21 protein-coding genes and 1 tRNA gene are annotated in these 24,665 nt (G+C 49.1%); 10 read left to right on the plus strand and 12 right to left on the minus strand.

Annotated elements, in window-relative coordinates; all coding sequences use genetic code 11:
* Positions 1-39 precede the first annotated feature (39 nt).
* Together miaA and B5F83_RS01265 are read right to left on the minus strand one after the other, a co-directional pair.
* Positions 40-897 carry a tRNA (adenosine(37)-N6)-dimethylallyltransferase MiaA gene (gene miaA / locus B5F83_RS01260; RefSeq protein WP_087276222.1) on the minus strand — a complete coding sequence of 286 codons (858 nt, stop codon included), beginning with the start codon at positions 895-897 and terminating at the stop codon, positions 40-42.
* 2 nt (positions 898-899) lie between these two features.
* Positions 900-1,409, minus strand: coding sequence for a hypothetical protein (locus B5F83_RS01265; RefSeq protein ID WP_087276039.1), 510 nt, complete (start codon positions 1,407-1,409; stop codon positions 900-902).
* 128 nt (positions 1,410-1,537) lie between these two features.
* Between B5F83_RS01265 and B5F83_RS01270 the strand changes: the two genes are divergently transcribed.
* From B5F83_RS01270 to B5F83_RS01305, 8 genes are all read left to right on the plus strand, one after another.
* The gene (locus B5F83_RS01270) at positions 1,538-2,173 is read left to right on the plus strand and encodes a YigZ family protein (RefSeq protein ID WP_087276042.1); all 636 of its coding nucleotides are present in this window, start codon (positions 1,538-1,540) and stop codon (positions 2,171-2,173) included.
* A gap of 11 nt (positions 2,174-2,184) precedes the next feature.
* Positions 2,185-3,090 (plus strand): aspartate carbamoyltransferase, encoded by a 906-nt coding sequence (pyrB, locus tag B5F83_RS01275; RefSeq protein ID WP_087276044.1) that lies wholly within the window; start codon positions 2,185-2,187, stop codon positions 3,088-3,090.
* Between the two features lie 31 nt (positions 3,091-3,121).
* The gene (gene pyrI, locus B5F83_RS01280; RefSeq protein ID WP_087276047.1) at positions 3,122-3,595 is read left to right on the plus strand and encodes an aspartate carbamoyltransferase regulatory subunit; all 474 of its coding nucleotides are present in this window, start codon (positions 3,122-3,124) and stop codon (positions 3,593-3,595) included.
* 81 nt (positions 3,596-3,676) lie between these two features.
* The gene (serC, locus tag B5F83_RS01285) at positions 3,677-4,750 is read left to right on the plus strand and encodes a 3-phosphoserine/phosphohydroxythreonine transaminase (protein WP_087276050.1); all 1,074 of its coding nucleotides are present in this window, start codon (positions 3,677-3,679) and stop codon (positions 4,748-4,750) included.
* A 38-nt stretch (positions 4,751-4,788) separates the two neighbouring features.
* On the plus strand, positions 4,789-5,712 hold the full coding sequence (locus tag B5F83_RS01290; protein ID WP_087276225.1) for an NAD(P)-dependent oxidoreductase: 924 nt from the start codon (positions 4,789-4,791) through the stop codon (positions 5,710-5,712).
* A gap of 32 nt (positions 5,713-5,744) precedes the next feature.
* Positions 5,745-6,992, plus strand: a complete 1,248-nt coding sequence (locus tag B5F83_RS01295) for a DUF1015 family protein (protein WP_087276053.1) — start codon at positions 5,745-5,747, stop codon at positions 6,990-6,992.
* Between the two features lie 152 nt (positions 6,993-7,144).
* Positions 7,145-8,416: an MFS transporter gene (locus tag B5F83_RS01300; protein ID WP_087276056.1), complete on the plus strand. Its 1,272-nt coding sequence runs from the start codon at positions 7,145-7,147 to the stop codon at positions 8,414-8,416.
* 28 nt (positions 8,417-8,444) lie between these two features.
* The gene (locus tag B5F83_RS01305) at positions 8,445-9,410 is read left to right on the plus strand and encodes an ROK family protein (protein ID WP_087276059.1); all 966 of its coding nucleotides are present in this window, start codon (positions 8,445-8,447) and stop codon (positions 9,408-9,410) included.
* Between the two features lie 104 nt (positions 9,411-9,514).
* On the opposite strand, the gene B5F83_RS01310 is transcribed toward B5F83_RS01305, so the two are convergent.
* The 5 genes from B5F83_RS01310 to rpsO form a co-directional block, all read right to left on the minus strand.
* Positions 9,515-10,243, minus strand: coding sequence for a hypothetical protein (locus tag B5F83_RS01310; RefSeq protein WP_087325205.1), 729 nt, complete (start codon positions 10,241-10,243; stop codon positions 9,515-9,517).
* A gap of 19 nt (positions 10,244-10,262) precedes the next feature.
* Positions 10,263-11,621: a C10 family peptidase gene (locus tag B5F83_RS01315; protein WP_087276065.1), complete on the minus strand. Its 1,359-nt coding sequence runs from the start codon at positions 11,619-11,621 to the stop codon at positions 10,263-10,265.
* 330 nt (positions 11,622-11,951) lie between these two features.
* The gene (locus B5F83_RS01320) at positions 11,952-12,647 is read right to left on the minus strand and encodes a hypothetical protein (protein WP_087276068.1); all 696 of its coding nucleotides are present in this window, start codon (positions 12,645-12,647) and stop codon (positions 11,952-11,954) included.
* A gap of 158 nt (positions 12,648-12,805) precedes the next feature.
* Positions 12,806-15,064 (minus strand): polyribonucleotide nucleotidyltransferase, encoded by a 2,259-nt coding sequence (pnp, locus tag B5F83_RS01325; RefSeq protein ID WP_087276071.1) that lies wholly within the window; start codon positions 15,062-15,064, stop codon positions 12,806-12,808.
* Between the two features lie 145 nt (positions 15,065-15,209).
* A complete protein-coding gene (gene rpsO / locus B5F83_RS01330) occupies positions 15,210-15,485 on the minus strand; it encodes a 30S ribosomal protein S15 (RefSeq protein WP_087276074.1) in 276 nt (91 codons plus the stop codon).
* A gap of 126 nt (positions 15,486-15,611) precedes the next feature.
* Here rpsO and B5F83_RS01335 point away from each other — a divergent pair, with 126 nt between their 5' ends.
* Together B5F83_RS01335 and B5F83_RS01340 are read left to right on the plus strand one after the other, a co-directional pair.
* Positions 15,612-16,541 carry a YgjP-like metallopeptidase domain-containing protein gene (locus B5F83_RS01335; RefSeq protein ID WP_087276076.1) on the plus strand — a complete coding sequence of 310 codons (930 nt, stop codon included), beginning with the start codon at positions 15,612-15,614 and terminating at the stop codon, positions 16,539-16,541.
* 56 nt (positions 16,542-16,597) lie between these two features.
* A tRNA-Leu gene (locus B5F83_RS01340) sits at positions 16,598-16,680 on the plus strand.
* Positions 16,681-18,089: 1,409 nt separating this feature from the next.
* Here the strand turns inward: B5F83_RS01340 and B5F83_RS01345 are convergent.
* From B5F83_RS01345 to B5F83_RS01365, 5 genes are all read right to left on the minus strand, one after another.
* Positions 18,090-19,901 carry a BACON domain-containing carbohydrate-binding protein gene (locus B5F83_RS01345; protein ID WP_087276079.1) on the minus strand — a complete coding sequence of 604 codons (1,812 nt, stop codon included), beginning with the start codon at positions 19,899-19,901 and terminating at the stop codon, positions 18,090-18,092.
* A 40-nt stretch (positions 19,902-19,941) separates the two neighbouring features.
* Positions 19,942-21,375, minus strand: a complete 1,434-nt coding sequence (locus B5F83_RS01350; protein WP_087276081.1) for a hypothetical protein — start codon at positions 21,373-21,375, stop codon at positions 19,942-19,944.
* Positions 21,376-21,497: 122 nt separating this feature from the next.
* Positions 21,498-23,162 (minus strand): helix-turn-helix domain-containing protein, encoded by a 1,665-nt coding sequence (locus tag B5F83_RS01355; protein WP_087276084.1) that lies wholly within the window; start codon positions 23,160-23,162, stop codon positions 21,498-21,500.
* A gap of 105 nt (positions 23,163-23,267) precedes the next feature.
* A complete protein-coding gene (locus B5F83_RS01360; protein ID WP_087276088.1) occupies positions 23,268-23,840 on the minus strand; it encodes a hypothetical protein in 573 nt (190 codons plus the stop codon).
* A 195-nt stretch (positions 23,841-24,035) separates the two neighbouring features.
* Positions 24,036-24,659 carry a hypothetical protein gene (locus B5F83_RS01365; protein ID WP_143822433.1) on the minus strand — a complete coding sequence of 208 codons (624 nt, stop codon included), beginning with the start codon at positions 24,657-24,659 and terminating at the stop codon, positions 24,036-24,038.
* Between the last annotated feature and the right edge of the window lie 6 nt (positions 24,660-24,665).

Raw genomic sequence — 24,665 nt, forward strand, 5'->3', positions numbered from 1 at the left:
CAGAAACAAATCAAAAGCAAAGGCAACCACCCTCAATTTTCATTCCAACATCTTCCATTCGATACTTTTGTCACGGCCCCAGTAAGACATCTGCCGTTTGGCATAATGCCTGGTATTGCGCTGAATCAGTTCCACCGCCCTGTCCAGGGCAGTCTTGCCGTCAAGGTAATCGAAAATCTCCCTGTAGCCCACTGTCTTCAACGCCGGACAATCCCTGTAGGCCTCCAGGGAACGCACCTCGTCCACAAGGCCTTCGTCCATCATGGCGAGCACCCTGCGGTCTATCCTGCCGTAAAGTTCCGAGCGATCGCGGCAAAGGCCGATTTTGTGTATGTTGAAAGGACGTTTTTTCGAAGGGGCGCTTTTGAACGACGAGAAAGGCCTGCCGGTCATAATGCAGACTTCGAGAGCGCGCACCACCCGCTGGCCGTTGGCTATGTCAATCGTATTGTAACTCACAGGGTCGAGCATCTTCAACTCATTCCTCAGTACGGCCACGCCCTCCTCTTCCAGCCTGCGCGAAAGGGTCCTGCGGAGTTCCATGTCGGCCGGAGGGAAATCGTCCAGTCCGTTGCAGAAAGCATCTATGTAGAATCCCGAGCCGCCCACCATAACCAACCTGTCATACTCCCCGAACAGCCGGCACACAAGTTCATTCGCCTCTATTTCGTAACGCCCGGCAGTATAATATTCGGTCACGCTGTGCGTACCTATCATATAATGTTTCACCCGGGCCAACTGCTCATCGGAAGGCACGGCCGTGCCAATCCTCATTTCGCGGTATATCTGCCTCGAATCGCAATTGATTATGGGGCATGAAAACCTCTCTGCGAGTTCCACGCCCCAATCGCTCTTGCCTACGGCCGTAGGCCCCAGAACTATGTACAGATCGTTCACATTCAATCCTCGTCCTCGTCTTCCGCAGTCTCTTCGGGAATATCGTCGAATTCCTCTTCAGGCTCCTCCGATGCCGAAGACTTCACGGACGCATGGAACTCCTCATCGGTATCGTGCTCCGAAGAAAACTGGTCCGGGCGTATCCCGCGCTCGTTCACCAGCCTCGGATAAGTCTCCTTGTGCAGTTCCTCCACCTCGCCCTCGAATGCAATCAGCATGGAACGCCTGTTGAATATATCGTAGACGTATTCGAAAACAATCTCCCCCTTCATTATGCACTCGTGCAGGGTGATATTGTCCAGGGTGCCGTCCCCCATGTCGAAAAGCCCGTATTCGCTGCAAATCACCCCGTCCTTGTCCACTCCGCGGAATATGACGAGCTGGTCAGGCGAAAATGCGAGGTCGCCCACAAGAAAATTATGAAAATCATACAGCGTGGCCGATGAGGAAATCTCGTATTCCCTTAAAAACTGTTTGTTGCCGCGCATCGTGGCTTTGAATCTGTAAATCATATCCGTTATCTTTTATTCAACCCGACATCGGCCTCCATGGCGGAAACCGCGGCTCAAAAGTACAAAATCTTTCCCTCTTGTCAAAATCGTTTGCAGAATAAATAATATTGGCTAATTTTACATTTTAAATGGCAAATCCGGAAAGCATTCTCGATTTTGACGATTGCTACAAGAGCATCGGCGCCCCTTCCGAAGGCCTTTACAAGGACAACGGAAGTCGTTTCATAGCTTTGGCCTTCCCTGTAACCAGCGAAGAGGAGGTCAAGGGAATCCTGTCGTCCGTAAAGAAGAAATATTATGATGCGCGGCACCACTGCTACGCCTACCGCATAGGGTGGAAAGGCGAGACATTCAGGAGCAACGACGACGGGGAGCCCTCATCTTCGGCCGGAAAGCCCATCCTCAACCAAATCCTGTCGCACGGGCTCAGCGACATACTCATAGTGGTGGTGCGTTATTTCGGCGGCATCAAACTCGGCATCCCGGGGCTGATACGCGCATACAAGACCTCGGCGGCCGACGCAATCGGGAATGCCGCAATCATAGAAAAGACGGCCTGCAAGACATACAGGCTCGATTTCGGTTATATGGAAATAAATCAGATAATGAAAATAATAAAGGACATGGGCCTCGTGCCGGAGCGACAGGAATTCGGTATGACCTGCACCATGACCGTCCCCGTGCGAATCGGAATCTGCGCGGCTTTCGAAAAAGCCGTTTCCGAAGCCGGAGGCTGCAATTTCAGAACAATTGGAAACGACTAAAACATTGCGATATGCCTAAAAGTTTAATTTCAATCCACGATTTCACCAAGGAAGAAATCCTTCATATCCTCGATGTGGCGAAGGGATTCGAGGCCAACCGCTCCCAAAGGCTGCTCGACGGCAAGGTCGTGGCCTGCATCTTCTTCGAACCCTCCACGAGGACCCGCCTCAGCTTCGAGACCGCCGCAAACAGGCTCGGGGCAAGGGTAATCGGCTTTTCCGACTCGACCAACACGAGCGTGTCGAAAGGCGAGACATTCAACGACACCATCAAGATGGTAACGAACTACGTAGACCTGATTGTCATGCGCCATCCCCTCGAAGGAAGTGCGAGGTACGCGTCCGAAATAGCCACGGTCCCTGTCATCAACGCCGGGGACGGAGCGAACCAGCATCCTTCGCAGACCCTTCTGGACATGTACTCGATACTGAAGACCCAGGGAAGGCTCGACGGATTGACCATCAACATGGTAGGAGACCTCAAATACGGAAGGACCACACATTCCCTCCTCCAGGCCATGTCCGGTTTCGGGGCGAAATTCATTTTCACGGCTCCCGACGAACTCCGCATGCCGGACGAATACAAGGACTTCCTCGATGAAAGGGGAATCGAATACACCGAAACCGACAAAATAGAGAACCACATCGACGACACCGACATCCTTTACATGACGAGGGTGCAGCAGGAACGCTTTACCGACGTCATGGAATACGAAAGGGTCAAGGATGTCTACAGGCTCGACGCATCCATGCTGAAAAACGCAAGGCCCAACATGAAGGTGCTCCACCCGCTTCCGAGGGTCGGGGAAATCAGGACCAACGTGGACGACACCCCTTACGCATACTATTTCAAGCAGGCCGAGAACGGACTTTACGTCCGGATGGCCATAATCGCATACCTCATGGGATGCAGGTAATTTTCATGAAAATTTTAAAAAATCCGGCAAAATGGAAGAAAGACATCTAATAGTAACGGCCATTAAAAACGGAACGGTCCTCGACCACATCCCGGCCGACCAGATATACAGGGTGATGGACATACTCGGACTGCGCGGTGCCCCGAACCAGATAACCGTGGGTATAAACCTCGACAGCAAGACCCTCGGCAAAAAGGGAATAATAAAAATCGCCGACAGATGGCTCGAAGATTCCGAAGTGAACAGGCTCGCCCTCGTGGCCCCGAACGCCACCATCAACATCATAAAGGATTTTCAGGTAACCGAAAAAAAGGTCATCCGGACCCCGAAGGAAATCGTCGGAATCGCCCGCTGCAACAACCCCAAATGCATTACGAACCATGAACCTATAAAAACCAGATTCACGACAATCGAGAAAAACGGGGAAATATCCCTGCTCTGCCATTATTGCGAAAAAATCACTCCGGCACAAAAGATTAAAATTATTTCCGGAGATGATGAGTAATTGGCATAAAAACTGTAACTTTGCGGAAAGTCACGCCTTATAGACTGAAATGATTTAAATATAATTTATACAAAATTTGTAATGAAAACAGCTTATAACTTCAACGCAGGCCCTTGCGTTCTGCCTAAACAGGCAATCGAGGCTGCTCGTGCAGCGCTTGTTGATTTCAAAGGTACCGGAATGTCGGTAATCGAAGTTTCCCACAGGTCGAAAGAATGGGAAGCGGTAATGGACGAATGCCGTTCACTGTGGAGGGAGCTCCTCAATATTCCTGACGAATACGAAGTGCTTTTCCTCGGCGGCGGTGCAAGCCTCCAGTTCCTTTATGTAGCGATGAACCTCCTCGAGAACAAGGCAGGTTATCTTGAAACAGGAGTATGGGCAAAGAAAGCCCTCAAGGAAGCACAGGGAATCGGAAATGCAATCTGTGTCGCTTCTTCAGCCGACAGGAATTTCTGCTACATCCCTAAAGGATACGAAATTCCTACCGACCTCGACTATTTCCACATCACTACCAACAACACTATCAAGGGTACCGAAATCAAGTACGATATGGACTGCCCTGTAAACCTGGTTGCGGACATGTCATCCGACATCATGAGCCGTCCTGTCGACGTTAAAAAATACGCCCTCATCTACGGCGGCGCGCAGAAGAATGTCGGCCCTGCAGGCGTTACTTTCGTCATCGTCAAGAGGGACATCCTCGGAAAGGTAAGCCGTTACCTCCCTACCATGCTCGACTACCGTACACACATCGACGGACAGAGCATGTTCAACACCCCTCCTGTATTCTCCATTTTCGTGATGACCGAGACCCTCAAATGGCTCAAAGGCATCGGCGGAGTGGAAGCCATCCACAAAATCAACATGAAGAAAGCCGAAATGCTTTACAATGAAATCGACCGCAACTCCATGTTCATGGGTACAGCCGACAAGGAAGACCGTTCAATCATGAACGTATGCTTCGTAATGGCTCCGGGACACGAGGCGCTCCAGGACGAATTCCTCGCATTCGCAAAAGAACGCGGCATGGTAGGCATCAAGGGCCACCGTTCAGTAGGCGGATTCCGCGCTTCAATCTACAACGCATGCCCTGTAGAGAGCGTTGAAGCCCTCATCAAGACCATGCAGGATTTCGAGGCTTCACACAAATAACCGGCTTTAATCATTTGAAAATCATAGGAGGAAAAAACATGAAAGTACTCGTTGCCACGGAAAAACCATTTGCGGCAGCAGCCGTAAACGGAATCAGAAGCATCGTAGAAGGCGCAGGTTATGAACTCGCCCTCCTCGAAAAATACACGGACAAATCCCAGCTTCTTGAAGCAGTGGCCGATGCCGACGCGCTCATCGTCCGTTCAGACAAAGTCACCAAGGATGTAATCGATGCCGCAAAGAACCTCAAGATAGTGGTTCGCGCAGGCGCCGGCTTCGACAACCTCGACCTCGAAGCATGCTCTGCACGCAAGATTGTGGCCATGAACACTCCGGGACAGAACTCCAACGCCGTTGCGGAACTTGTAATGGGCTTCATGGTTTACATGTCGCGTAACTGCTTCACTCCTGGAACCGGCACCGAGCTCATAGGCAAACGCATAGGCATCCAGGCTTTCGGCCACGTGGGACGCCTTGTAGCTGAAAAAGCGAAGGCCCTCGGAATGAAAGTAATGGCATTCGACCCGTTCGTACCTGCCGACAGAATCAAGGCCGAAGGAGTTGAAGTCGCAGAATCATTGGAGCAGCTTTACTCTGAAAACGATTTCGTATCGCTTCACATCCCGGCAACCCCTGAAACGAAGAACTCCATAGGATACGCTTTGGTTTCAAGGATGCCTAAGGGAGGCTGCCTGATTAACTCTGCAAGGAAGGAAGTCATCAACGAAGAAGAACTGGTGAAAGTCCTTGAAGAGCGCACCGACCTCAAATACATCACTGATATCGCAGCCGGCAACCAGGCCGAACTGAACGAAAAATTCGGAAAGAGGGTATTCGCAACCCCTAAGAAAATGGGAGCCGAAACCGCCGAAGCAAACATCAACGCCGGTCTTGCCGCTGCAAACCAGATCGTAGGCTTCTTCACCAAAGGCGAAACGAGGTTCCAGCTTAACAAATTTTAATTAACGGGCTGTTTTTAATTTTTAAAGAAAACATCATGAGAGTAAAACCTTTTGCAGCCGTAAGGCCGCCGAAAAACATAGTTACCGAAGTAGCCGCACCTCCTTACGATGTGCTCAACTCCGAGGAAGCGAAGGCAATGGCAGGCGAGAAATCCCTCCTGCACATAACCAAGCCGGAGATAGACTTCAACCCTATCATCGACGAGCACTCCCAGCCTGCATACGACAAGGCAGTCGAGAACTTCAAGCTCTGGCAGGAAAAGGGCTGGCTCGTTCAGGACAAGAAGGAAGAGTACTATGTATACGCACAGACCATGGACGGACGTACCCAGTACGGAATCGTGCTCTGCGCCCATACGGACGACTATTCCAGCGGAAAAATCAAGAAGCACGAACTCACCCGCAAGGACAAGGAGGACGACCGCATGGTTCACGTGCGCATCCAGGATGCGAATATAGAACCGGTATTCTTCGCTTACAGGGACAACGAAGAGCTTAACAGGATAGTGGAAAATACCGTCAAAGGCAAACCGGCCGAGTACGACTTCGTTGCCGAGGACGGTTTCGGACACCATTTCTGGGTAATCGATGATGACAAGACAATCGCACGCATTACCGAAATCTTCGCTGGCATACCTGCATTCTATGTAGCTGATGGGCACCACAGGACGGCGGCAGCCGCTCGCGTGGGAGCCGAGAAACGCGCACAGAACCCGCACCACACGGGCGATGAAGAGTACAACTTCTTCATGGCTGTGGTATTCCCTGAAAGCCAGCTCAAGATTATCGACTACAACCGCGTTGTCAAAGACCTGAACGGAATGACTCCGGAGCAGTTCATAGAAAAACTGAAAGAGGATTTCGAAGTCGAAATGAAAGGCAAGGACATCTATGCTCCGGCCGGACTCCACAACTTCTCGATGTACCTCGGCGGCAATTGGTATTCGCTGACGGCAAAACCGGGAAGGTACGATGACAAAGACCCTATCGGTGTCCTCGATGTAACCGTGCTTTCGAATCTCGTATTCGACAAACTGTTGGACATCAAAGACCTCCGCACTTCGAAGAGAATCGACTTCGTAGGAGGCATCCGCGGTCTCGGCGAGCTCAGCCGCAGGGTAGATTCAGGCGAAATGGTTGCGGCCTTCGCACTGTACCCTGTTACCATGGACCAGCTGATTACGATTGCGGACACAGGAAACATCATGCCGCCTAAGACGACATGGTTCGAGCCTAAACTCCGCAGCGGACTCGCAATCCACAAACTGGAAAGCAGGTAACACCGGCACATTTATTAACGAAGACGGCCAGAAGAGATTTTTGGCCGTCTTTTGTTTTTGCTATTTTTTCAAAAAATCCATACCTTTGACAGTCTTTTGCGAGACATTTTCGGAAACTGCACGAAATAAATAATTCAATAAAGCAAAATATTATGAGTTCAAAGAAAAACGTTCTGGCAATCGCAATCATGTTCGCTCTGTTTTTCATGATAGCTTTTGTTACCGGCATTCAGAACCCTCTCGGGGTCATCGTCAAATCACATTTCGAGCTTAGCAACTTCCAGTCGCAGTGGGGTACGCTCGCCAATTTCCTCGCATACCTGTGCATGGGCATACCTTCCGGCATGATGTTGCAGAAAATCGGATACAAGAAAACCGCTCTCGCCGCAGTAGCTGTCGGATTCACCGGAGTACTGATATCTTTCCTGTCCGGAGTGGCCGACAATTTTTACATTTACCTGCTCGGAGCATTCATTTCCGGATTTTCGATGTGTATGCTCAATACGGTCGTGAACCCGATGCTCAACACCCTCGGAGGCGGAGGCAACAAAGGAAACCAGCTCATACAGTTCGGAGGCTCCATCAACTCCATAGCGGCGACCCTCGCGCCTGTCCTCGGAGGCTATCTCATAGGTAATCTCGCCGGGGCGCAAATCTCAAACGCCAACCCTGTATTCTACCTTGCCATGGGCATTTTTGCAGCGGCATTCATCGTGCTCGCACTCTCGAAAATACCTGAGCCTTACATAATCAAGAAAGAGGAAGGCCAGGCCAAGGAAAAACACAGCGCCTTATCGTTCAGGCATTTCAAACTCGGAATCATCGCCATATTCATCTATGTGGGAGTCGAAGTCGGCATTCCAAACATCATGAACCTGTTCATGACGGATCCGGCAAGCGGAGCTGGCATAGACCCTACCATTGCAGGAACGGTCGTCGGAACATATTGGCTGCTGATGCTTGTCGGAAGGCTTATCGGCGGAGTATTGGGAGGCAAGATTTCGAGCAAGGCCATGCTTACGGCCGTTTCGACACTCGGCATCATACTGATTTGCCTGGCAATTTTCCTTCCGAGCCACAATCTGATAAACATGCCGGTATTCAAGAGCGACCTGTCCTTCGGACTTGCCGAAGTACCAGTCAACTGCCTGCTGCTCGTGCTCTGCGGCCTCTGCACGTCGGTAATGTGGGGAGGAATATTCAACCTTGCAGTCGAGGGACTCGGCAAATATACATCGGCGGCATCCGGAATATTCATGATGATGGTATGCGGAGGCGGCATACTTCCTGCCATCCAGGGAGCAATCGCTGACGGAATAGGCTTCCTCAACAGTTACTGGCTCCTCGTAGCCGGACTCGCCTACATACTTTTCTTTGCCGTAGCCGGTTCAAGAAACGTAAACAAGGATATTCCTACAGAATAATTCACAATACCTTTTATATTATATCGACATGAACGAAGGACTCAAACCGTATGTAATCGGTATCGACATAGGAGGCCAGACGACAAAAATGGGAATTGTCGACGCCCGCGGCAACGTACTCGCGAAAAACGTCGTGCGGACGGACACCCATGACGAAGTCGGACCCTATCTCGAAGATGTAAAAAACGGGCTGAAAGAACTTATAAGCCATGCAGGTGCAGAAGGCATGGTACGCGGAATAGGCGTAGGCGCACCTAATGCCAATTATTATACAGGAGAAATAGCCAACGCTGTAAACATATCATGGTCGGCCAGGAACGGGGCGACTCCGCTTGCAAGGCTTCTGTCCGAGAAAATGGATGGCCTGCCGGTCGTGATAACCAACGATGCCAACGCCGCCGCGATGGGTGAAATGACATACGGGGCAGCCAAAGGCATGAAAGACTTCATAATGATTACCCTCGGCACGGGGATAGGTTCCGGGATAGTCATAAACGGGCAGATTCTATACGGACACGACGGTTTCGCCGGAGAACTCGGGCACACCTGCGCCGTGAGGGGCGGAAGGGCCTGCAACTGCGGAAGGAACGGTTGCCTCGAAACCTACTGTTCCGCTATCGGTGTCGCACGCACAGCCCGAGAATGGCTTGAGACCTATCCGGATGCCCGGACGGTGCTCAGAGGGAAGGTAGACATAACCTCAAAGGACATTTATGAGGCGGCCGCCAGAGGTGACGAATTTGCAAAGAAAATTTTCGATTTTACCGGAAGGATACTGGGAGAAAACATCGCGGATTTCGTCGCATTCAGCGCGCCCGAAGCCATAGTGCTGTTCGGAGGGCTTGCAAGGGCCGGGGATTTGCTGCGCATCCCTCTTGAAGAGGCGATGAACAAAAACATGCTTTCGATTTGGAAAAATAAAATCAAAATCGTTTTCTCGCAGTTGAAAGAATCCGACGCGGCAATCCTGGGAGCCAGCGCCCTGGCATGGTAATGCGTAAAACGGGGATATTGCAATAATATTCAAAAGGAGGCCGTGCATTTTCGCATAGCCTCCTTCGGTTTTTCCGTTCCCTGGCAGATTTTGTTTATCGAAGATTATGCATTTATCGTTATGGGTATAAATTTTCCCGGATTGCCGAATTCATCTACAGCAACGACAAAAAGCATTACAAACATATCGGCTGGGATACCGCTGCTTATCACAAAGTCTTCGCCGGCCTCTTTTGCCGCCAGATAGTCTTCATAATCATACACATCCTCACCTCCGGCCAAGACATCTCCGATATATTTATCATAAGGGATATTACCTTCGTTAGACAAAACATTCTGCTCCGTATATATTTTCATCATCATATCGGAAGCCCCTCCTATCAAAGTGACGGATTCGACAATCAGCGAAATCCGGCCTGCATCATCTTTGAACGGCTGTCCGGTAAAATCGATTTCTACTTCGGCATAACCTACCTGTGATATCTTCATACAGGATTTTGCCCCGTCATCATACAGCAAATCTATTACGGCACTTCTTTCTTCCGTATCCTCATTCTTATAGATATCCATGTGCAGAATCTCACCGTCCAGACGTAAAGAAAGCCAATCTTCGCTTATCTCAGAAAGTCCTTTGACTTTCCCTACCTTGATTTCCTCTGACTCCGAAGTACCGGCAAATGAAAACAGCAAAGTAGTATCGCCCAATTTAAATACTTCTTCAGTATTCCCTCCTGTCTCCTGAGAAGGATCTTTCCCGGAATTATTGAATTTATCACACCCACCTATCCCGAAACACATAAAAGGGATAAAGGCTAAAAACAGATATTTTTTCATAAAATTTCAATTTTTTATATTATTTCCTTATTTTCCCATAATAACCAATCTGATAACTATAATTACCTGGATCATTAATAACTTCACTTTTTACATTAGGATCAAAATACGAAGGACCTTTGTTAGTATTATAAACATCTGCCAAATAATATCCGTCTGCATATCCTCCCCATCCGAAGTTACACAGGAAATAATAAGTTATATTAAATAAATCATAATATTTAACACTCATTAATCCATGCAAGAGCCAGATATGCCCACTCCCATCTTCATATGAACACGGAATTACTACCGGAGGATCCGTGCCGATGATATCATAATCCTTAGCTTGAACAAAACAATAGTACCCATTACTTAATTCTTCCAGAAGTTCATCGAAAAAAATCCATGAACCTCCGTTTGAAAAGTTAAAATTCAACAGAGTATTATCTATATTATAACTATAGGCAGCAGTGCCATAAGGGCTATATATATTATCTAAATTCTCGGGAAGCCCTAACTGTTGCATCAGTCGGGCTATCTGAAGCATTGCGGAATCAGGTTCCGGCTCATACATAACAGATTCCCGAATAAGAGGCGGGGTAATAGAATCATTGCCTCCACCTATTTCTATGGGATCTGCTGATATTGGCGGAGCTACTGGAGGTTCATAATTATTGCTCGCTTCTATCATTGCATCCCAGTCGAAGGTATAACCATTATAAGATTCCGGATATTTATAACATGCCATCAACTGCGCTATTACCGTACCAGTACAACCGGTCAAACACTTATATCCAGATACCGAATCAACAGGGCACAAATAATTGTACGGATAATATTGGTCCCATTTTACCGGACAGTATCCGTTAACCATTTCAGTTATATAAACATCACCATAGATTAAATAACCTTTATCCGTTATCTGATCTGAATTCAACGTATCCAATGTCACTGTAATGTAGTCATTCAATTTGGACATGTATATCGCCAAACCCGGATTATCTATGGAGTCTCCCGCATTAAGGTTACCTTTGAACGTATAGGCCAATAGCGGCGCAATACGCCTATCAGCAGACATTATAGCAAAACCTGACTCGTTTTCGAAATTAAAAACATGGACAGTTGGACTCTCATCTCCCGACTTAGTTTCCGTTGAAAGAGTCATACTGTAACGGCCGGATATCGTCTTTTGCATACTTTCATCTCCGGATTTCGTACCAAGGGCATTCATTCTCTCCATTATCTCAAGCAGCATGTCCTCTGCCTCATCAATACTTACAGACACTTTATTGCTTTCAGATTTGTTTGGAATATCCGTGGAACCAAACTTATTACAAGCGTTTAGAATTATGGTTGCCAATATCATCAAACTGACAATTTTTATATTCATTTTCATATAAATTCAATTTCTTAATGTATTTTTTTTAGATTCCAACGCTCTACTTGTATTCCGGGCACGTCATACCCGGAAAGAAATTTCGAATTTGTTCTTTCCGAGAATGGCCAGCTTCCTGGACGTGGTCATATGGTATAGACTTACCATAAACTAATAAAACGACTTAAGACTCGAACGGCCGCAATTTAATATTTTTTTTCACAAAAACAATGTTTTATCTATTTTTTTGCGCAATTTTTAAGAAACGCCCCAAAAGTCAATGACTTTAAGGGGCATCCTTTTGATTTTTCCGTTCCTTGACGGTTCACGTCCGTGCAGCGCCGGATTCTCCTATTCGAAGGTCATCTCAAAATCCCCTTCGATCGTGATTCCCTCTCCGATGAACCTGATTGTAATTGTGTGGGTTCCGGGCTGTTCGGGCTGCTGAAGGAATTCGATAATGGAATTTGAATCAATCAGTATCAAATCATTTTCCGTTATTTCGCCGATTGGCTTGTCTATCCTTCTGAATCCGTTGCAGTAATAAGGAGGCCCGCTAAAATCTTTCATGGGATTCCAGTAATCCGGGCATGACACGTTTAATGTGCGTGAATCCGGACATCCTGCATTGATATATTCCCAAGCTGACGCACCATGGAAAACTGCTATGTCAGCAAGGGATGCTCCTGCCTTATGTCCGGCATCGAAGTCCTTGTCGCTTGTGATTTCGATTCCGGTAAATTCGATGGCAATAGCTCCTGTCGGTTCAATAAGGGTAGAGTTGAAGGTAGTGTCCCCGTATTTTTCCATCAGGATATGTTTCTCTTCATCAGTGGCAGAATCCCCTCTGATCAGTACTTTAAGGCTGTCGGCATCTCCTCTCTGTATGTCCAATTCGCATGGGTAAATGTAACTTATCAAAAACCCTTCACTATTGACAGCTCCGGTAATGTTGTCGTCGTTTCCCAGATCCTTGTCGTTTCCTCCGTGCCTTTCGCAAGATGCGCATAATAAAACGCACAATATTATGGCAGATATTCTTTTCATGATGATATGTTTAAGGTCCAATATCACAAATATAAGAAAATTATGGCACAAAACAAATTTCAGATATTTTGTTTTACGAAAAGGGGCTGCACAAAAAAACTGCGGCACATATTGGTACCGCAGCCTTTTATTATCATTTCCGTACGTACCGGAAAATCTTATTCTTGCGTATTTCCGCCCTGCCTTCTCGGCTTGCGAGGGCCTCTGTCCGCACCTCTTCTGTCGCCTTTGTCACCGTCGCGGCGTGAAGGACGCGGCCGACGCTCGGGTTCTACGTAACCTTCCGGTTTTTCCAGAAGAGCCCTGCGGGAAAGACGCATCTTGTTGTTCTTAGGGTCGATTTCCAACAGTTTTACTTCCACTTCGTCACCGACTTTGAGAACGTCCTCAACCTTGTCCGTCTTGCCCCAGCCGATTTCTGAAATGTGCAGCAACCCTTCCTTGCCTGGCAGGATTTCGATGAAAGCACCGAATTCGAGAATGGATTTTACCGTACCTTTATATACCTTTCCGACTTCCGGCACGGCCACGATGCCTTTAATCCATTCAAGGGCTGCATCCATTGACTGCTTGTCATTGCCGAATATATCGACAACGCCTTCCGTAACACCGCCTTCCTTAGCCTCTTCGGTAATGGTTATGATAGTATTGGTTTCCTTCTGAATCTTCTGTATGACTTCTCCGCCCTTGCCGATTATCGCACCGATGAATTCGCCAGGAACCCTGATCTGGACAATGCGAGGTACGTGAGGCTTGTATTCAGCGCGCGGTTCGCTTATGCACTTGAGCATTTCGCCCATGATATGCATCCTGCCGCGGCGTGCCTGCTCCAACGCCCTTTCAAGGACATCGTATGAAAGGCCGTCCACCTTGATATCCATCTGGGTCGCTGTTATGCCGTCTTTGGTGCCGGCTACCTTGAAGTCCATGTCGCCGAGATGATCCTCATCGCCGAGTATATCCGAAAGAATCGCGTATTTTCCTGTAGCCGAGTCGGAAATGAGTCCCATGGCTATGCCGGCTACCGGTTTCTTGATTTTCACACCGGCATCCATCAGGGCCAAACAGCCGGCGCAGACGGTAGCCATTGAAGAAGAACCGTTGGATTCGAGGATATCCGAAACCACGCGTACCGCATAAGGGTTTTCCTCTCCGAGCGGTACCATAGGTTTCAAAGCCCTGTAAGCCAGGTTGCCATGGCCGATTTCGCGGCGGCCGACTCCTCTCTGAGCCTTTGCTTCGCCTGTAGAGAAAGGAGGGAAATTGTAATGGAGAACGAACTGTTCCGTACCCTGCACGAGCACCTCGTCGAGTTCTTTCATGTCCATCTTCGTTCCGAGAGTGACTGTTGAAAGCGATTGGGTCTCGCCGCGGGTGAAGATTGCAGAACCATGCGCACAAGGAAGATAATCGACTTCGCACCAGATAGGACGTATCTGCTCGGTGTTCCTGCCGTCAAGGCGTACACCTTCATCAAGTATCATATTGCGCATCGCCGCCTTCTCGACATCGTGATAATAGCGGGCGAGCATCATCTTCTTCGTTTCACGCTCTTCCTCATCAGGAACAAGGGCCGCAAAACATTCTTCGGCAAGGTTTTCAAAGGCTTCGGTCCTTTCCTGCTTGGAAGTGCCGGCCTTCGCTATGGCATAACACCTGTCGTATGCGTACTGTTTTACCGCCGCACGCAGTTCTTCATCGTTTTCCTCATGGCAGTAGGCACGTTTCGTCACAGTACCCTTTTCTTCCATGAGTTCCAACTGTACGCGGCAATGTTTCTTTATCTCTTCATGGGCGAACTTGATGGCCTCCAGCATATCGGCTTCGCTGACCTCTTTCATCTCGCCTTCCACCATCATGATATTGTCAAGGGTAGCCGCTACCATAATGTCTATGTCGGCATTCGGCATCTGGCTGAAATTAGGGTTGATTACGAATTTACCGTCAATCCTTGCCACCCTGACTTCGGATATAGGCCCGTTGAAAGGTATGTCGCTCACGGCGAGGGCCGATGATGCGGCAAGGCCCGCCAAGGCATCCGGCTGGATATCCTTTTCGGCCGAAATCAGATTGACCGTAACATATACTTCTGCATGGAAATCATCCGGGAAAAGAGGCCTCAAAGCCCTGTCCACAAGGCGCGCAGTAAGGATTTCGGCATCGGAAGCCTTTCCTTCCCTCTTCATGAAACCTCCCGGGAAACGCCCGGCGGATGCAAATTTTTCCTTGTATTCGACCTGCAAAGGCATGAAGTCCACATCTTCCTTGGCCTCTTTTGCACAGGTCACGGCGGCAAGAAGCATGGTACCGCCCATTTTCACGACTACCGAACCGTCCGCCTGCTTGGCGAGTTTTCCGGTTTCGATTTCGATTACCCGACCGTCGGATAATTCAATTTTCTTATTTATTATATTCATAAAAAACTCCCGGCCTGCCTCTCCCTATGAGAGTCGATTAATATTCATGTCGTTTCATCCGTACCATCGGCCGCAGGCCGTTTTGTTAGCCGACAATACAAATAAGGGGGCACTTTCAACGCCCCCTCTCATTCCTATATGGTCATTACCGACGGAGATTGAGCTCCTTGATAATGCTCCTGTATCTCTCAATGTCAATCTCCTTCAGATAATCGAGGAGACGCCTTCTCTTACCTACAAGCCTCAGAAGAGCACGCTGTGTGTTGTGGTCCTTCTTGTGCAGCTTCATGTGCTCGGTAAGGTGAGCGATACGGTAGGAAAATAAAGCAACTTGACTCTCTGGAGAGCCGGTGTCCTTATTAGACTTTCCGTACTTCGCGAAAATCTCTTGCTTTTTCTCTGGAAGTAAATATTCTGCCATTTCGCAAAAAGATTAAAAATTAAAATAAATTAACACACTATATTGTCATTTCGAGGCGCAAAGATAGCCATTAAATTTTATTTTACAATATTTTTATTTATTTTTGTCTGGTTAAAATGTTGATATATGTATTTTTCCAAAACCGTAACCGATGCCCAGCTCGGGGAAATACACCTAAGGAAACAGGCAGGGATACACGACATAAGGCTCTCGGTACACCCGCGGAGGGGTATCGTGGTAACCGTCCCGTGGTTCATGAAGTATGAGGACGGGATGGATTTCGTACGTTCCCGGAAGGATTGGATTCTGAAAAACAGGCAGAGGCAGCAGGAAAGGGTCGACAAGGCCCGGGAGGAAGGCAGGGGCATGCCTATAATCAGGGACGGGGTATCGATTCGCACGCAACATCAGGAAATCATCATAAGGCGCTCCCCTCAGGGCACCCTGTTCAGTTTCGACGAAGCATGGGAAAAACCCCTGGACTCATACGGGAAAACGGCTTCCAAACGCCGTGGGACGATAGGGCAGACGGCCAAGATACTGACTACGGAAAGCGGAACGCTGATGGAGGGAAGCAACAACCGCGGGGCAATCGCAGTCACGAGAATCACCTATCCGTACGAATGGGGCGATACGCTGAGGCCGGGTTCCATTGAAGAAAGGATGGCCACTGAAAGCATGATAAAGGCGCTGAGAAAAGAAGCTAAGGAATATCTTCCGGCAAGACTGTCCTGGCTGGCCTCCCGGTACGGTTTCAAATATGACAAGCTGGCCATAAAGAACAACCTCACCAATTGGGGGAGCTGCTCTTCAAAGGGGAATATAAACCTCAACCTGCATCTCGTGCGCCTCCCGTCCGCCCTGTGCGACTTTGTCATTCTGCACGAGCTTTGCCACTTGAAGCATTTCAATCACGGACCGGCATTCCACAGTCTGTTTTCACAGACCTGCGCCACACACTTCGCCGACCTTATCGGCGAGGGCAAGGAATATCCGGACGGACAGTCGCTGGAAAAGGCATTTGCAAGGAATTTGAGAAAATATTATCTCTGGTAAGAAACTTTATTTTTCTTTTTTCATAAAAAGTCATATCTTTGCAGTCTGTTTACGCAGCCCAGGTGGCGGAATGGTAGACGCGCTAGTTTCAGGTACTAGTGTCAGAGATGATGTGCAGGTTCGAGTCCTGTCCTGGGCACTTAATCAAGAGGCCGGTTTCAAAACTGAAAACCAGGCCTTTTTTTTGTGGGGGCTGGCCGGCGGCGGGGGCAGCGGCGGCGACGGCGGGGCGAGGGCGTAGGCTCGCTGTTTCGGTATAATTTTCGTTGTCATCCAGGCTGCTGCGTTGTCATCCTGGCACTTTTATCCGCACTTTATCCGGGCTGCTGCGTTGTCATCCGGACACTTTTATCCGCACTTTCGGGGAAATATTGGCTTTACCGCTATTTCCGTTCGTTTTTCGGGGGAAAGTGAACCGTATTCCTGCAAATCCGAGGCACTTTCCCCTATCGCCCATACACTACAGATGCTCCACACAGGGGAACTACCTGAAAACCACCGGGAAAGTGAACCAATTTACCACGAATCCCAGGCACTTTCCCCGGCTACATTCCAGTACAACAGACATACATGCCTCCCTATCGATTAACACACCCGGAAAGTGAACCAGTTTGCCGCGAATTCGAGGCACTTTCCCCGGACAGAGAAGACAGGTGTCGCTGCTGGAATATACGACCTCCAGCAGCTTACGACGGCTAAAGATCAAGCACTGAGCCGAGCTCATTGCGGCGGCTCGTTCGTGTCTGGCTGTTATCGTTCCATCATCCCAAATGCCCAGGCGACCTCTTTTGCGGTAAGATTGCCATTCTCCGGGATTATCAATATTATCGGTATTGCCAAAATCCTTAGTCTATTTTTCTGCGGTTTTTAGGATTTCGGAAGCCGAATTTCTAAACCGTGGCGTGCGCCATCCATTTGTAAAGTATTGATAATAAGTATCTTCATAATTATCCTCACACACCACGGCCGTTTTCGCGAGTGCCGACCAGTTTTTCACCCCATAGCCACCCAGTACCTTTTGGAATAACTGACAATCAATAACTTACAAAAACAGGGCTGCTTTTGGGTACTTTCTAAGGCACCCAAGCGCAGGCCTAATTTTAACAACTTATTGATTATTAATAACTTAACAAAACACCAGCTGGACATGGGGTGAAAAATCGGGTGGAAAATCAGAGCCCACCAGAAACAGGACAATGCCCGCCAGAAACAGGACAGAGCCCGTCAGGGCAAAGCCGGACGGGCACTGGAATACTGGAGCGCAGGACCACTAGAGCATTGGCCGTTGAAACATAAGCCACTGGGCATATGGAACATCAGGCTATTGGGCCATCAGGTCGCTTGAGCACTGAAGCGCTGGAACACAAACCACTGAGACACTAACCACTGGAGTACCAGAGCGCCAGACAGATGGAGTACAGGACCAGCACAGGACCGCTGGAGCACTGAAGCGCTGGAACACAAACCACTGAGACACTAACCACTGGAGTACCGGAGTACAGGACCGCTGGAGCACAAAACCACCGGACTAGCACTGGACCACCGGGGCTACAGCCAATCGGGATACTGGGTCTCGATAGTCGCGTAATCATCGAGGCCGGTACATCCGAGGAAGCATCCGGCAGTCGTTTTCACAGTAGCGAAATCCGAATAGCCGCCCCTTTCGTAAAGGTGGCAGTCAACACCGTCAATCACGGTGTAAGGTGATTCGCCTGTAAGTGCCGAACAGCCCGAGAAGGTTTTTCCGAAATTTGTTACAGCCTTATTGTTGTCAAACAGCGAAACCGGAACGGATTTCAGCGCGGTACAGTTCAGAAATGCCGAATTGAAATTGGTCGCTCCGGCCAATGGGGCGAACAGTCCCTCAGGGACGTACTCCAATGCGGTGCAGTTGGCAAACACGCTCATCATACTTGCTTCCGTCTCGTTTTCAGGGAAAATATTTCCCGGAATGTCTTTCAGAACGACACAACCGTTAAAGGTATTGGAAAAACCGTCGGCAGCCGTACAGGATGCGAAAAGGTTCTCCGGGAGGGCCGTCAGGGAAGAATCCTGGTAAAATGTCTGACCGAAATTTTCCGCAGCAACGCAGCCGTCGAAAATCCCTTCACCTATTTCTGTAATAGACCGGCATCTCCAGAAGAGGCGGAAGAACGTTGTGACTCCGGAACAACCGGCAAAAAGTCCGTCCGGAACGGCCTTCAGGGAGCTGCAACCGCTGAACGTAGCATAAGCGCTCTCCAACTGAGGAAGATCGGCGAACAGCCTTTCGGGCAGGGTTTCCAAAGACGTATTGCTATAGAAACACTGGTACACTGTCGTAAGGAGGTCGAAAGAACCTTCATCCGGTGCCGCAACCGATTTCAGTTTTTCACAAATGTAAAAGGCATTTTTAAGGGATTCGAGCCCGATATTCCCCCACGCCTTTATGGCCGTAATGCAATCCAGCCTGACCGGCTCGCATTCAGGCTGCTGGTTTGCCCTGAAACTCGAAACCTTGCCGGTTATCTTGACATCGTAAACGCCCTCCTGTCCATAACGGTGGGTAGGATAAGGCTGCACTACCCTTTCGAGCTTTCCGTCTCCCCAATCTATGAGGCAGTTCACCACGCCCATGTTATTGTCGAAAGGCAACACCACCGTATAATCGCTGGCCTCGCCCACGGTCATCTCAATCACCATGGCCTTCACCGATGAAAACTGATGTACAGGAACAGTAACGGTCTCCCCTTCGGTAGATTTGCCGGAAGTTATCACCACTGTTCCCGAAAGGGCGCTGTAGGTAGTATTCGTTTCAGCGGAAACGACAAAGCCCGTCTCATCTTTGCTGACGGTAATCCAGCTGTCCGGAGTATATACCATCCAGCCGTCTTCGCAATTCACGTCCACTCTGTAAGATCCGCCCTCCTCAGGAATGACTATTTCGGAATCATCGCCCTGGAGCACCACTTCCGGAGCCGATGCTGACATGCCGTCCTCGGCAGGCTGCTCTACTGCGACAGTAACGGAAGCCTCGCCGGCATCATTCGACGACAGGATTGTGAAAACAGCGTTCCTCGTTCCGCCGGTCCCGTTGCCGGAAGCGGAAAAGACGATTCCCGATGCAGTGATTTCCGCAGCGCACCAGTTGCCGGAAACCTCCGAAATCTCCCAGTTCCAGTTAGATGCGACCGTAAGTTCGACCGAAGCCCCTGAAGCCGGAAGCATTATCTCGGCCGAAGTCCCGTCCGGGGATATGGTAACGCCGGTTGAAGACGAAGACAGCGAAAGTCCGGGTTCCGGCGTAACAGTCTTGGTACATGCCGGGAAAAACACGGCAGCAACGAGAATAAATATCGAGTAAATTATAATATTTTTCATGTCTGTAAAATTTTAAAATATCATGATAATCCGTCCGCAACTACCGTTTTACCGGTTCTATCGAAATAATGTCCTCAGGCAGTATTATGCCCGATACGACGGAGCAAGGGAGGCCATCGGCCTCTATGGCCGTTAGCCCGAAAGAGGAAGAGGAGGCCTCATTTTCCGAAGCCGCCGCGACAAAATCCGGAGTCATGATAAAACTCCAGTTGGAGAACATCGAATAACTTCCGCCTGAAGTGCTCCTGCCGATAAGTCCGAAGTAATTGTAAACCACCCCGTCTGCCTCTACCGCCGGAATGCTCATAAGAGAACGGTCCTCCGACAAGGAAACAGGAATGTCATTGCCTTCCGAAAGGAACAGGCCGGCCTCGAAACTGTACAGGGCAGGAAAAAGGACGAAACTTCCCGAGGAAGCATGCACGAGGGCCACCGGATTGTCCAATGCGCTGGAAGGAATGGACAGGCCGTCCCCCGTATTTTCAATAAGCATTGCGAAATCCGCCTCGAACAAATCCTCTACCAGGAATGACGAATAGTCCGGAAGACCGGAAACCGTAACGGAAAAGCCGTCGCCTTCGGAAGACTCTTCCCAGGCTTTTGTTTCGGTATTGTACACGAACCAACTGTCTGTCCGCATGTCCCACTGTCCCCCGAGGGCCAGATACAGGTTATCTTCCGGTTCAGGCCGGAAAACGAGCCCCTCATAGTAAAAACGGACAGGCCCGCCGTTTTCAGCGGAAAAAGCCCCGCTGATTACATAGCCGCCTTTTTCACGGCTGACTTCACAGACCAGTTCACCAACCGGAATATCGGAAGAACCATCGGTATAACTGCAATCCGAAATATTCCCGTAAGCCGTACTGTAATTCCCGTCAGGAAGTACCGGGGCATCCACCGTCCCTCCTGTCGTCAGGAAAGTCATCTCCAAAGCGGACTGTTCTCCGGAGAGCCTTATAAGGAACTTATGTCCGTCATATTGCCCCTTCGCATCTTCAAAATCCATGGACGAGGAAGACGAGTGTGAAAACGAAATCCCGCCGGCATCGAAACGCAGAGGAGTCCCGGAACCGTACACGACCGTGCCGCTTATTTTGCAGGTATTTCCGTCCGATGACACTGATATACCCGCTTCTTTCAACGGTTGGACTCCCGAAGAATCCGTTATTTGCGAACCGTCCAGAATCCTGAAGCCTACGTCAGAAGCGCCGATTGTATAAAGCCCGGTCTCAGGCAGAGGCACCTGCCGCGAAACCTTGTCCGGCTGGCTGCCAAGGCGAAGCTCCATAACCAATCCTTCGCTGTCATTGCCGATTACGAGCGAGAAATCTCCGGACAGGTCGTCATAGACGGCCTGCGAAGCCGTAAAAGATACAGTACTTACCGGCGAAGGAACCTCGTCCCGGTAAGTACATGCCACCGCCGCAGACAAAGCAGCGACGGCCAGCACAAAATGATAAATACAGTCTTTCATAATCAAAAATTTTTATTGCTGTCGGATAAAAAGTAAAGTTTTGAACAAAAATACGCAAATCGGACAGCCGTGGCCAACGGGATTTATCCGTGTCGTTCAAATTTAAAGCAGTCAGACAAATTTTACGCATTTTTGCGATGGACTGTATTTCTGAAAGTTCCGGGGGTGACACCGGTTTCGCGGTAGAAAGCCGAATAGAACACCGAAGGCGAATTGTACCCTATGTCGTCGGCTATTTTCTTGAACGGGACGGTCTTGTCCATTGAAATGATTTCCGTGGCCCGTTTTATCCTGAAAGTGTCCACAAAACGGTAGAACGACATTCCCGCGTATTTGTTTATCGAAGCCGATATGTAAGTCTTGTTGGTTCCGAGTTCGTCCGAAAGTGTCTGGAGGGAAATGTTTTTGTTCATGTACAGTTCCTTTTCCTTCATCACCTCGTTTATGGCCATGAACAGATTGCTGTCGGCATAATCCTTGTCGGCACCAGTGGATTGCTGCGCAATGTCCTGCATCTCCCCTCTCTTCGTATACTCGAAATATTTTGCCACGAGTTTTTCGCTGTTTTTCTTCTGACGGTACAGATAGGCGGAAACGAGGGAGATTGATATGATGATTATTATGCAGACGGCTATCGCCATGGCGTTTTTCTTCTCCTCCCGCATGAGTTCCCTTTCCTTTTCGAGAAGTTGCAGATTGTATTCACGCTCCGCCCGGTTCCTCAGAAGACGGTTGAAGTCCCTTTCCTTCTGTGAGTTGGCCGTACTGTCCTGCAAACCGATGTATTTTCTGGCATAATGCAGGGCGCGGCTCGAATCCCCCGCGGCATAGTACGAATCGGAAAGCCTTTTCAGCAAGTCCGTCCTGAATACCATGTATTTATGCCTGTCCGAATAGTCAAGGCCCTCTGAATACGCCTTCAGGGCTTCACCGTTTTTGCCATTGCTCCTGCACCAGTCCCCGTACTTCATGCAGAGCAGGATTGCCGCTTCGGGGTCCGCATCGGAAGCATATTCGAAAGCCACCGCATAACAGGAATCGGCCGCTTCCGGGCGGCCCTCACGGGCACAAAGCTCGGCCGAAAGCGTATTGACAGGAGTGAAAAGACGTTTGAGCCCTTCCTTTGTAGAGATACTGTCAGAAGCACGCACCGAAGCCTCCGCCTGCCCGAACTCGCCCCTCAGGTAATGCATCTGAGCCTTTGCAAGGTGGATATTGGCCATATAGTACGGACCGGCATCGTGTTCCTGCGCTATTCTTGAGGCGGTTTCGACATACTGCATCCCCTCGGCATTGCCCTGCGCATAAAAAAGCAGGGAAATATTCAGGAGCAGGGCTATTTTGTCGAAATACTGCTCTCCGGACTCGATTGCGTCATAACCGTTGAGATAATATTCGAGGGCGTTTACATAATTGAGGTCCGTGATAAGCGAATAAATGCCCGAGGTGTTATAAAAATAGGTATTGATCCGCGGATCCCCGTAAGGGATATAAGGTTCGACCGCGCTCAGATAATATCCGACCGAATCTATGTCCGAAGAAAACAGGTAGGCCTGGGCCAGCGAAGATGCGGCATATATGAGCGTAACTGTATCGTTGTCCCGCACCGCCGTCCTGAAAGCGGAAGTCGCCGTGGTTATCAGCGAATCGAATTGTCCGATATCGTCGTAATCCATCGGCCGCTTCTGCACGGGGGACTCCGCCTGATTGCATGACAGGGGAAGCAGAAGGAAAGGCCATAAGAAAACAGCCCTTACCAGTTTTTTCAGAATTGCCGCCTTTTTCATAAAAGCCTCATCAAACACAGAGGCAAAATTACGAAAAAGGCGGCACAATCCCGAGAGAAATTTCCTTTGTTCCGGACAATGTTCCGGGCACTTGTCCCGGACGGCCTATCTGAACCAGAAGCCGACTCCGGCGGAAAGCATCACTTTGTCATTGTAAAGGTCCGTACGATAAGGATGCCTGTACGAAATACCCAAGGCGAAATAAGGGTTTACGCGGGCAGTCCTGTCATACAGAAAGCCATAGTGCAGGGCAAGGTCGCAATACAGATTATACTCCTTGTTCGAGTAAGCCAGTACGGAACTTCCAATGCCTATGTTAAGATCCATGCGGTCCCGATCTTCGGATATTATCCTGAATGCACCGGAAAGCCCCAAATCAATTACCGAAGAAAATGTCTGCTGCCTGTCCTGGAAAGCGAAAGGGGCGACACCGACACATTCGAAACCGAGGCTCCATCTTTCCGCCAAACAATATTTCATGCCTATCGTATATTCCGCGACATAGTATCGTGACGAGGTTGAAAAATTGCCATTCAGATTGGCTTCCATGACACCTTCCCATTTCCTCGACTGCCATTCCCGGGAAACAGGTTCCGCCGTCCCATCCTGGGCATTGGCGGGAAAGATTGACAGCGACAGGGAAAACAGCGACAGGACAACGGATACAATCCTTTTCATGACCGAATGTTTTTAAATGTTAAACTTTAGGTTGATTAGATGATGCCAATTTAGCAAAATCCGCATTTAATTCAAAATAAAAAGTTTAACATCTCTGAAAAACGTATCTTGAAAATCATCTGCTTAGAAAATTCTTCCGCCCGCGGATTTAATCCCCGCGATTATTTTTAACAGGGACTATTTTTTTAGCAATGATTATTTTCTATGGGAAGACTTTTCAAGAGCAGTACGGATATAGGTACCAAGGGTTATCCTGTCCGTGACTCCGAGCTTTTTCCTGATGCGGCTGTCGATATTGTAATGGCCTCCACGCTCCAAAAATGCGCCTATGTCCTTGCCGCGCAATCCTAAGGCATACAGGCAGCAATAACCCGCCTCCCATTCCGTAAGGCCCTTGCTTTTAAGAAGCCCTATGAAATCCGGATGGAGCTTCAGATACTGATGATACGTATCGTGCAAGAACTTCTCCTTGTCCGACACGTATGAAAACAGCTCATTCTTCACATCGTCCGACAATACATCCTCTTTGCCGGATACAGCGGAAAGGAGGATTTTGTCCAGAAGCTTCAAACGTTCCGTCAGGACCGAGACAGTCTCCTCCTCTTTAACGTCCTGGCGGATATACGGCTTTCCGAGCACCTTATATATAAAAGCATTGTCGGCTTCTATACGCGAAGAAATCCACTTGGACAGCTTACTGTCCCTGCTTTTACGCCGGAGCATGGAATACCGCACGATGAAGACACCTGCCACTACGGCCAGGACGGCTATCACGGCTGCCAGACACAATATTATACGGATATATTGCGGCTCCTCCATCACATG

Source organism: Muribaculum sp. An289, from assembly GCF_002159555.1.
Lineage (GTDB): Bacteria > Bacteroidota > Bacteroidia > Bacteroidales > UBA932 > Merdivivens > Merdivivens faecigallinarum.